Origin of the sequence: Micromonospora acroterricola, from assembly GCF_003172955.1 — a bacterium.
Taxonomy (GTDB): domain Bacteria; phylum Actinomycetota; class Actinomycetes; order Mycobacteriales; family Micromonosporaceae; genus Micromonospora; species Micromonospora acroterricola.
The window spans coordinates 22,544-32,387 of record NZ_QGKR01000137.1 but is presented as its reverse complement, the minus strand read 5'-3'; the positions used below and the strand labels follow the sequence as shown (position 1 = coordinate 32,387).

10 protein-coding genes are annotated in these 9,844 nt (G+C 73.8%); 1 reads left to right on the top strand and 9 read right to left on the bottom strand.

Going from position 1 to position 9,844, the window contains the following annotated elements:
- Nucleotides 1-206 precede the first annotated feature (206 nt).
- The 9 genes from DKT68_RS05970 to DKT68_RS05930 form a co-directional block, all read right to left on the bottom strand.
- A complete protein-coding gene (locus DKT68_RS05970; RefSeq protein WP_146218292.1) occupies nucleotides 207-1,376 on the bottom strand; it encodes an SLC5/6 family protein in 1,170 nt (389 codons plus the stop codon).
- A complete protein-coding gene (locus tag DKT68_RS05965) occupies nucleotides 1,369-2,166 on the bottom strand; it encodes a sugar phosphate isomerase/epimerase family protein (protein WP_109816419.1) in 798 nt (265 codons plus the stop codon). Before DKT68_RS05965 ends, DKT68_RS05970 begins: the two co-directional genes overlap by 8 nt.
- Nucleotides 2,167-2,291: 125 nt before the next feature.
- Nucleotides 2,292-3,449 carry a dihydrodipicolinate synthase family protein gene (locus DKT68_RS05960; protein WP_109816412.1) on the bottom strand — a complete coding sequence of 386 codons (1,158 nt, stop codon included), beginning with the start codon at nucleotides 3,447-3,449 and terminating at the stop codon, nucleotides 2,292-2,294.
- Nucleotides 3,446-4,597, bottom strand: a complete 1,152-nt coding sequence (locus tag DKT68_RS05955; protein WP_109816411.1) for a Gfo/Idh/MocA family protein — start codon at nucleotides 4,595-4,597, stop codon at nucleotides 3,446-3,448. The genes DKT68_RS05960 and DKT68_RS05955 overlap by 4 nt, the downstream gene beginning before the upstream one ends.
- Before the next feature lie 37 nt (nucleotides 4,598-4,634).
- Entirely contained in the window at nucleotides 4,635-5,390 is a 756-nt protein-coding gene (locus DKT68_RS05950; RefSeq protein WP_330848928.1) for an ABC transporter ATP-binding protein, read from the bottom strand.
- A 43-nt stretch (nucleotides 5,391-5,433) separates the two neighbouring features.
- The gene (locus DKT68_RS05945) at nucleotides 5,434-6,441 is read right to left on the bottom strand and encodes an ABC transporter substrate-binding protein (protein WP_109816409.1); all 1,008 of its coding nucleotides are present in this window, start codon (nucleotides 6,439-6,441) and stop codon (nucleotides 5,434-5,436) included.
- A gap of 23 nt (nucleotides 6,442-6,464) precedes the next feature.
- Nucleotides 6,465-7,406, bottom strand: coding sequence for an ABC transporter permease (locus tag DKT68_RS05940; protein WP_109816408.1), 942 nt, complete (start codon nucleotides 7,404-7,406; stop codon nucleotides 6,465-6,467).
- A gap of 178 nt (nucleotides 7,407-7,584) precedes the next feature.
- Nucleotides 7,585-8,301 (bottom strand): cupin domain-containing protein, encoded by a 717-nt coding sequence (locus DKT68_RS05935; RefSeq protein ID WP_109816407.1) that lies wholly within the window; start codon nucleotides 8,299-8,301, stop codon nucleotides 7,585-7,587.
- On the bottom strand, nucleotides 8,294-8,638 hold the full coding sequence (locus DKT68_RS05930) for a cupin domain-containing protein (RefSeq protein WP_109816406.1): 345 nt from the start codon (nucleotides 8,636-8,638) through the stop codon (nucleotides 8,294-8,296). Before DKT68_RS05930 ends, DKT68_RS05935 begins: the two co-directional genes overlap by 8 nt.
- Before the next feature lie 93 nt (nucleotides 8,639-8,731).
- Here DKT68_RS05930 and DKT68_RS05925 point away from each other — a divergent pair, with 93 nt between their 5' ends.
- The gene (locus tag DKT68_RS05925; RefSeq protein ID WP_109816405.1) at nucleotides 8,732-9,805 is read left to right on the top strand and encodes a LacI family DNA-binding transcriptional regulator; all 1,074 of its coding nucleotides are present in this window, start codon (nucleotides 8,732-8,734) and stop codon (nucleotides 9,803-9,805) included.
- The last annotated feature ends 39 nt before the right edge of the window (nucleotides 9,806-9,844 follow it).

Genomic DNA, 9,844 nt, shown 5'->3' with positions numbered 1-9,844 from the left:
GGGCAGGGGGGCGGGTCAGTGCTTCATGTCCTTTGCTCTGCTTCAGTCGGCGCAACAGGGACGGGCCGCAGTCGTCGCGTCCGTTGAAGCAGAGCAAAGGGCGCGCCCCACCACCGGGTCGGCCAACGCGGCGGCCAGTGGAAACAGTCCCGTACACCACGCGCTCGTCGGAGACCTGAAGACTGCCACCGCGCCACCTCCCCGCGTCAGCGCAGACGCCGCCACAGCACGGTGCACGCTCCGGCGAGGGCCAGCCCGAGCAGCGGGGCGACGCCCACACCGGCGAGCGTGCAGGCGACCGCGAGCAACGCCGGCGGTACCCAGCACCAGGCGGGCACGGTCCGCGGGGGGCGACCCCGCCGGCGCGCGGCGGCCTCCGTGGCCATCGGCACCACCAGCACCGGCAGCGCGGCGGCCAGCAGCGTCAGCCAGGGCAGCACCAGGCGGTCGAAACGCGCCACCGCCAGCACGCCGCCGAACACCGCGACGGCGAGCATGGCCGCGCGAGCTGGCACCCGCGGCGCCAGGCCACGCACCGCCAGAGCCCCGGAGTACGTGGTGGTCAGCGCCGCCGCGAAGACCGCCACCGCGACGAACAGATTGGCGTACGCGGCCAGCCCCGACCCGGTGGCGAGGAGCGCGACCACGTCCGCCGAGCCGGTCCGCAACCACAGCTCGGCACCGGCGAGCACCCCGAGCAGCGCCGGCCCGATCAGCAGCCCCACGCACCAGGCCAGGTCCCGCCTCCGGGCCAGACCGACGCTGAAGTCCGGCGCGCGCAGCGCGAAGACCGCCGCGTACCCGATCAGGGCGGCGGCGTCGGCGAGCCCGCCGGCGGCGACGCGAACCGGCGCGCCCGGCGGCGGCAGCACGGTCAGGCACCAGCCCACCAGCACCACCGCGCTCAGGGTGGTGAGGACCGCCACCTCCAGCAGCGCCGGCCCGACCCAGCCGGGCAGGTGTGTGAGGGCGGCCAGCGAGGCGCCGCCCAGCCCGACGTTGAACCCGTTCCAGCCGACCATCGACACGGTCAGCACGGCCGCCAGCAGCAGCCGCGACGTCCTCCCCAGGTACGCGGGGAGCACCGCGGTCAGCGTCCCGCCGGCGCCGAGCGGCCGGCGCAGGCCGATCCGGCCCTGCCCCCACAGCAGCGCGGCCATCAGCACCCCGCCGACCAGCAGCCCCGCCACCGGTACGGCGCCGCCGTGCCGCGCGGCCATCGCCGCGCCGAGCACCAGGGTGGCCGGGGCGGTGCCGATGCCCAGCCAGGCGCCGACAGCAGCCGGCCACCGCCGCCCGTCGGCCGGGTGGTCCACCGAGGATGAGGTCGAGCCGTCCGCGACGGCCGGCCCGCTGCCGGGGTGCCGGTCAGGCAACGTGGCGCAGGTAGCCGGTGATCGCCGCGTCGAGCACCTCCGCGCCCGGACGTGCCCACACCTCGGCGGAGAAGACCTCCACCTCGATCGGCCCCAGGTAGCCGGCCGCGTCCACCGCCTCGCGCAGCCGGCGCAGCTCGATGCAGCCGTCACCCGGCAGCGCCCGGCCGAGCAGCACGCCCTCCGGCAGCGGGGTCACCCAGTCACACACCTGGAACGCGGCGATCCGCGCGCCGGCCCGCTCGATCTGCGCGTACACCGTGTCGTCCCACCAGACGTGGTACGCGTCCACGACCACACCGACCACCGCCGGGTCGAACCGTTCGGCGATGTCCAACGCCTGGCCCAGGGTGGCGATCACGCAGCGGTCGGCGGCGAACATCGGGTGCAGCGGCTCGATGGCCAGGCGCACCCCGGCCGCCTCCGCGTGCGGGGCAAGCTCGCCGATCGCGTCGGCCACCCGCCGCCTCGCGCCGTCCACGTCGCGGCTGCCCGCCGGAAGCCCGCCGGAGACCAGCACCAGCTCGGGGGCGCCCAGGGTGGCCGCCTCCTCGATGGCCCGCAGGTTCTCCGTCCGCCAGTCGTCGGCGGAGAAGAAGCCGCCCCGGCACAGCGAGGTGACGGTGAGGCCGGCGTCGCGCACCAGCTTCGCCGAGCGGGCCAGCCCGTACTCCGCCACCGGCTCCCGCCACAAGCCGATGCCCGGCACGCCGGCCGCCACACACCCGGCCACCACCTCCGGCAGCGGCCAGCGCTGGGCCGTGGCCTGATTGAACGAGAACCGCTCCAGCCCGGTCACCGGGCTGGCTTTCGTTCGCGACTGCGGGGCTCGCGGAACCGGCTCACTCCTCGCGCTCACTGGGCTGGCTTTCGTTCGCGACTGCGGGGCTCGCGGAACCGGCTCACTCCTCGCGCTCACTGGGTCACCCCCGCCACCGTGAACAGCGCCCGGGCCCGCGCGGCCGCCAGGTCGGCGTCGGGCAGCAGCCCGGCGGCGTCGGCCAGGGTGAGCAGGGTGGCCAGGTGCGCCGGGGACCGGCCGGACTGCGCGCCGCCGACCATGGTGAAGTGGTCCTGGTGCCCGGCCAGCCAGGCCAGGAACACGATCCCCGTCTTGTAGTGCCAGGTCGGCGCCGCGAACAGGTGCCGGGCAAACGGCACGGTCGGCGCGAAGATCTCGTCGTACGCCGCCAGGTCCCCCTCGTCGAGGGCGGCCAGCGCGGCGGCGGCGGCCGGCGCGATGGCCGCGAACACGCCGAGCAGCGCGTCGGAGTGGCCCACCTCGTCGCCACGGATCAGCTCCGGGTAGTGGAAGTCGTCGCCGGTGTAGAGCCGCACCCCGGCCGGCAGCCGGCGGCGCAGCGCGACCTCCCGCCCGGCGTCCAGCAGCGACACCTTGATTCCGTCCACCCTGGACTGGTGTGCCTTGATCAGCTCGATCACCGTGTCGGCGGCCAGGTCCAGGTCGACCGCGCCCCAGTAGCCGGTCAGCGCCGGGTCGAACATCGGGCCCAGCCAGTGCAGCACCACCGGCTCGTCGGCGGCGGTCAGCAACTCGTCGTACACCCGCAGGTAGTCCTCCGGCCCGCGGGCCGCGGCCGCGAGGTGCCGGCTGCACATCAGCACCGGGCGGGCGCCCGCCTCGCGTACGTCGTCGAGCTGCTCGCGGTACGCCGCGGTGACCGCCGCCAGGGTGGCGGGGCCGGCCGGCAGCTGGTCCGTGCCGACCCCGGCGACGATCCGCCCACCCGCCGCGCGGGCCTCGGCGGCGCTGCGCCGGATCAACTCCCGCGTGGCCGGGTAGTCCAGCCCCATCCCCCGCTGGGCGGTGTCCATCGCCTCGGCGACCCCCAGCCCGTACGACCACAGGTGCCGCCGGAAGGCCAGCGTCGTGTCCCAGTCCACCGCCGCCGGCGCGCCCGGCACGTTCTCCGCGCCCGGATCGGCAACGACGTGCGCCGCGGCGTACGCGATCCGGCTGGTCGCCGGCGCGGCCGGGCGGGTGAACCCACTGCCCCCGGCCAGGCGGTGCCGCCGCCCATCGGGCAGCACCACCTCCGCCGAGCCGGTCACCGGCCCAGCTCCGGCACCTCGACGCGGACGCCCTCGCGGGCCGAGCGCAGCCCCAGCTCGGCGAGCTGAACACCGCGCGCGCCGGCCAGGAAGTCCCAGCGGAACGGCTCACCGGCCACGACGTGCCGCAGGAACGCCTCCCACTGCACCTTGAAGCCGTTGTCGAACTCCTCGTTGTCGGGCACCTCGGTCCACTGGGCCCGGAAGTCCTCGGTGGCCGGCAGGTCCGGGTTCCACACCGGCTTCGGGGTGACCGCACGGTGCTGCACCCGGCAGCGGCGCAGCCCGGCGACGGCGCTGCCCTCGGTGCCGTCGACCTGGAACTCCACCAGCTCGTCGCGGTGCACCCGCACGCACCAGGACGAGTTGAGCTGCGCGACCACCCCGCCGTCCAGCTCGAAGATGCCGTACGCGGCGTCGTCGGCGGTCGCCGGGTAGCTACGGCCGGCCTCGTCGACCCGCTCGGGCACGTGGGTGGCGGTCACGCAGGAGACAGCGGCGACCCGGCCGAACAGCTCCTCCAGCACGTAGTGCCAGTGCGGGAACATGTCGACCACGATGCCGCCGCCGTCCTCGGCCCGGTAGTTCCAGGAGGGACGCTGGGCGGGCTGCCAGTCGCCTTCGAAGACCCAGTAGCCGAACTCGCCGCGCACCGAGAGGATCCGGCCGAAGAAGCCGCCGTCGATGAGCCGCTTGAGCTTGCGCAGCCCGGGCAGGAAGAGCTTGTCCTGCACCACGCCGGTGCGTACGCCGGCCGCGTCGGCGGCCCGGGCCAGGTCGAGCGCGCCAGCGGTGTCCTCGGCGAGGGGCTTCTCGGTGTAGATGTGCTTGCCGGCCTCGATGGCCTGCCGGATCGCCTTCTCCCGCTGCTGGGTGACCTGGGCGTCGAAGTAGATCTCGACGTCGTCGCGGGCGAGCGCCGCGGTCAGGTCGGTGGTCCAGTCGGTGAGCCCGTGTCGCTCGGCGAGCTCCCGGAGCTTCGTCTCGTTGCGCCCGACCAGGACCGGTTCCGGCCAGATGGTCGTGCCGTCGGCCAGCGTCACGCCGCCGGACTCGCGGATGGCCAGCAGCGAGCGGACGAGGTGCTGCCGGTAGCCCATCCTTCCGGTCACGCCGTTGACGATGATGCCGATCGACCTGCGGGTCATGGTGTTCCTTCCGTCGTGCTGGTCGTGCCGATCACGCTCAGTGGTTGGCGGCCGCGCTGCCGAGCAACCCGCGCAGGTCGGTGGCGAGCCGGTCGAAGCGGGAATCCGACATCACCTGCGCGTAGTCGCGGTGCGCCGGCAGCTCGACCGGGAAGGTGCGGATGATCCGGCCGGGCCGGGCGCTCATCACCACGACCCGGGTGCCGAGGAAGACCGCCTCGGCGATGGAGTGGGTCACCAGCACCACGGTGGTGCCGGTCTCCCGCCAGATCCGGTGCAGCTCGGCGTTCATCTGCTCGCGGGTCAGCGCGTCCAGGGCGCCGAACGGCTCATCCATGAGCAGCACCGGTGGGGAGTGCAGCAGCGCGCGACAGAGCGCCACCCGCTGCTGCATGCCGCCGGAGAGCTCGTGCGGCAGCGCCTTCTCGAAGCCGGTCAGGCCCGTCATCTCGATCAGCTCGTCCGCCCGGCGGGCCGCCTGTGCCCGGTCCATGCCGCGCATCTCGGCCTGGAGCAGGATGTTGGCCCGCGCGCCGCGCCACTCCAGCAGCGCGGCCTTCTGGAAGACGAAGCCGATCTCCTTCTGCGGGCCGCGCACCGGGCGGTCCAGCAGCGACACCTCGCCGCTGGTCGGCTGGACGAGCCCGGCGACGATCTTCAGCAGGGTGGACTTGCCGCAGCCGGACGGGCCGACGATGGTGACGAACTCCCCCGGCTCGATGTCCAGCGACACGTCGTCCAGCGCGGTGGTCTGCGACCGCCGTGAGCTGAACCGGACGGTCAGCCGGGACATCCCGATGGCGGTGCCGGCCCGTGCCGGCGCGGTGGTCACCGGGTCACCCCTGGGCCGCGTACGAGGCGTCCCAGTACGCGGTGGGCGCGCCCGGGTCCTTCAGCTCCGCGTAGCGGGACATCAGGTCGATGGTCTCGGTCCACTGCGCGTCGGTGTTCACCCCGGGCGGGCCGTCGGCGCCGATCAGCGGCAGGTTGAGGGTGAGCTGCTTGGTGAGCACCTCGGGTGCGGGCTCGTTCTCGGCGAGTGCGACCATCGCGCTCACCGCGCCGGCCGGGTCGCGCGCGGCCTCGGCCCAGGACTTCTGGGTCGCCCGGACGAACTTGCGGGCCAGCTCCGGGTCCTTCTGCAGGGTCTGGGTGTTGGCGATCAGGCCGGTGCCGAGCAGGTTCATCCCGTAGTCGGCGAAGAGCAGCACGTCGACCTTCTTGCCGGTCTTGCTCTCGATGGTGGGCGCCTGGTCGTGGAAGAAGCCCATGATGGCGTCGACCCGGCCTTCGGCCAGCGCCGCGATCTTGCCGGCGGCGTCCACGTTGACCACCTTGACGTCGCTCGGCTTGAGGCCGTTCTTCTCCAGCCAGGCCGGGAAGGTCGCGTAGAGGGCGTCGCCCGGCGTGCCGCCGACGGTCTTGCCCTTCAGGTCGGCCGGGGTCTTGATGTTCTCCTCGGCGAAGAACTCCACCGAGGAGGGGCCCTTCTCCAGGTACGCGCCGAGGCTGCGCACCGGCATCCCGCTGGCCACCGACTTGAGCAGCACCGGGCTGTCCGCCCAGCCGAAGTCGGTCTGCTTCTGGGCGACCTGCTTGACCGTGTTGCCCGAGCCGTTGCCCGGCAGGATCTTCAGGTCGATGCCCTCGGCGGAGTAGTAGCCCTTCTGGAGCCCGTAGTAGAACGGGGCGTGCTCGCCGTAGGGCACCCAGTTGAGGGTCAGGGTGACCTGCTTGTCGCCGTCGACGCCGGTGCCGCCGCCGGAGGAGTCGTCCCCGCCGCAGCCGGTGGCGGCGAACAGCAGGGCGACGGTGGCCAGGACGGTGGTGGCGGTGCGTTTCATCGGTGCCTCCGTGATGGGGTCGGTCAGGAGGTGGTGAGCGGTACGCCGGCCCGGCGGCTGGCGTGCCAGGGAATGAGCAGTGCCTCGGCGATCTCGACCAGGACGAACAGGACGATGCCGATGGCGGACATCAGGATCAGGTCGGCGAACAGCAGCGCGGAGTCGAGGTTGCCGTTGGCCAGCAACAGGACGTAGCCGAGCCCTTCGCTGGCGCCGACGAACTCGCCGACCACGGCGCCGACCACCGCGAGGGTGACCGCCACCTTGAGGCCGGCCATCAGGTGTGGCAGCGCGTTCGGAAAACGGATCTTGCGGAAGGTGCGCCACGGCCCGGCGCCCATCGTGGCGGCGAGATCGAGCAGCTCCGGGTCGGTGGAGCGCAGCCCGGCCACGCCGGAGATGACCACCGGGAAGAAGGCGATGAGCACCGCCAGGATGATCTTCGGGGTGAGACCGAGGCCGAACCAGACCACCAGCAGCGGGGCGATGGCGATCTTCGGGATGACCTGTGCGAACAGGACGATCGGGTAGAGCGCCTTGTCGAGGGTGCGCGAGTAGGCGATGGCGACCGCGGCGGCCAGGCCCAGCGCGGCGGCCAGCACGAAGCCCAGCACCGTCTCGTAGAGGGTGACCATGGTGTGCCGGGCCAGCTCGGACCACTGGTCGGTCATCGTGGCCCAGACCTGGCCGGGGGTCGGCACCAGGTAGTTGGGCACGTATTCCCGGGCGGCGACGAACCACCAGGCGGCGAAGAACGCCGCCAGCACGAGCGCCGGGCGCCAGAGCGAGTCGGCGAGGATCAACGCCCGCCGGCCGAGCGTCGGTCGTGGCGGGCGGCCGCCGACGCCCGGCGGTGGCGCGGCCACCGTGGACGATCCATCGGTCGACGATGTCGCCGCCGATGCGGCGGGCGCGCCGGCCGCATCGGCCTGCCGGCCCGCCGTGTCCAGAGCGTTCTCGGTCACGCGGAACCTCCTCGGAGCCCGGAACGACACCTGCGGACCGGGCCGGTCGGCGTATCAGGCAAACGCTTTCCTGGAGCGTAGGCGGCCTCTGGACGCCAGGCAAGGCCTTTCCTCGATCGTTTTCCGCCGCCCCGCCGGCCGGTTCGACGCCGGCCTGGAGACCGTCCCGCTTAGACCGTCAGGCGGCGGTCGGATAGGTGTCGAGCAGGCCGCACATGCCCAGTCGGCCGTGCTCGACCGGCTCGTCCACCGCGTACAGCCCGGCGTCGCCCAGGTGGGCGGTGTCGCCTCGGCCGAGGGCGTCGAGCTGCTCGCCGGTGCCGGCGGCGGCCCGGCCCGCCCCGGCCGCCCAGCGCTCCCGCCAGCGCGCGAGCAGCGGTTGGCGCAGCGCCACCGCCGCGGAGTGGAACGCGGCCAGCGCCGCCGGCCCGCCGGCCCGCAGCGCCTGGAAGCCGGTCACCGCCAGATTCCGTCGCCGGTACGCGGCACTCACGTCGGCGCCCGGCGCTCCCCCGTCGGGCAGCGCCGCGGCGGCGGCGTACGCGCCCGGATCGGCCAGCACCTCGGGCGGGAACGTGAGCACGGCGTCGCCGGCCTCGGGCAGGCCGCTGTTCTGCATGAGCACCACGATGGTCAGGCCGCCCCCGTTGACCAGGCGGTGCACGGTGCCCGGCTCGAACCAGACCACCGCGCCCGGCCGCAACGGGGTCTCCCGGTAGCCGTCGGAGCCGAGGGTCTGCACGGCGCCCTCGCCGCCGGTCACCACGTACCCCTCGGTGCAGCACAGGTGCACGTGCGGGGTGCCGCCGACCACGCCGTCCGGCCCGGCGGTGTCGTAGACGCGCAGCCGGGAAACCCCGATCCCGCCGGGCAGCGGGGCCGTCCGGTCAGGCATCGAAGTACTCGTCGGTGTCGTCCGCCGCCGGCAGCGAGACCAGCAGCACGGTGAGGTCGCCGATGGCCCGGTGCCGGCAACCGGGCTTGATCAGGAACGCGGACATCGGCCGGGCCGGGTGGCGCACCCCGTCCAGCTCCACCTCGCCCTCACCGGCCAGCACGACGTAGTACTCGGTGGCGATCCGGTGGTGGTGGGTGACCGCGTCCTGCACCTGGAGCAGGTGCACGGAGGCCTGGCCGTCGCTCTCGGCGACGAAGCCCCGGCGGGTGGTACCGCAGGAGCAGCGCCTGCTGGGCAACTCGTCGAGTTGGAGCACCGCGTAGCGTTCGGACATGGCCGGGCCTCCCTGCGGGAAAGGGCTTTCTCTGCGGTACCGTGACGCTAGCCGGCACGGCGAAACGCCGTCAACAGACCGAGGGGGCGGGCCATGGCGACCCTGTCCGACGTGGCGCGACGCGCGGGCGTCTCGCCCGCCACCGCCTCCCGCGTGATCAACGGCAGCAGCAAACCGGTCACCGACGAGCTGCGCGAGCGCGTGCTCGCCGCCGTCGCCGAGTTGCAGTACGTGCCGAACGCGCACGCCCAGCTGCTGGCCCGCTCGCACCGCAGCGCGGTCGGCGTGATCGTGCACGACGTCTCCGACCCGTACTTCGCCGAGATCACCCGTGGCCTGCAACGCGTCGCCACCGACCAGGGCCGGCTGCTGATGATCTGCAACAGCTACCGGGACCCGGACCGCGAGCTGGAGTACGTGGAGCTGCTGCGTGGCCACCAGGTGGCGGCGTTGATCCTCGCCGGCTCCGGCTACCACGACGACGCCTTCACGCGGCAGCTCAACGAGAAGCTCGCCGCGTACGAGGCGACCGGCGGGCGGGTCGCGGTGATCGGCCGGCACGAGCACTCCGGCGACGCGGTGATGCCGGACAACCGGACCGGCGGTTATCTCGCCGGGCGGGAGCTGTGCGGGTTGGGGCACCGGGCGATCGGCGTGGTCGCCGGGCCGCGCATCCTCACCACCACCACGGACCGACTGGCCGGGCTCCGGCAGGCCCTCGCCGAGCAGGGCCACGACCTGCCCGAGCGGCGCATCCGGTACGCCGAGTTCGACCGCGACGGTGGCGCCGAGGCCGCCGCCAGGCTGCTGGACGCCGACCCGGAGCTGACCGCGATCATGGCGCTCAACGACTCGATGGCCATCGGCGCGCTCGCCACCCTGCGGGCCCGCTCGCTGGCCGTGCCGCACCGGGTCTCCGTGGTGGGCTTCGACGACATGCCGATCGCCCGGGACGTGACTCCGGCGTTGACCACCGTGCGGCTGCCGCTGGTCGACATGGGAGTCCGCGCGATGTCCCTGGTGCTCGGCGCGCCGGCGCCGGCGCCACGGGTCGAGGTCCTTCCCGCCGAGCTGATCCGCCGGGACACGGCCGGCCCCGCCCCGGACGCCAGGCGGGACACCGCCGGCTCGGCGCCGCGCGCGCGGCGGGGTGACACGGCCTTGTGACCGGGGTCAGCCCGACCCAGCGTCCACTCACGACGGGTG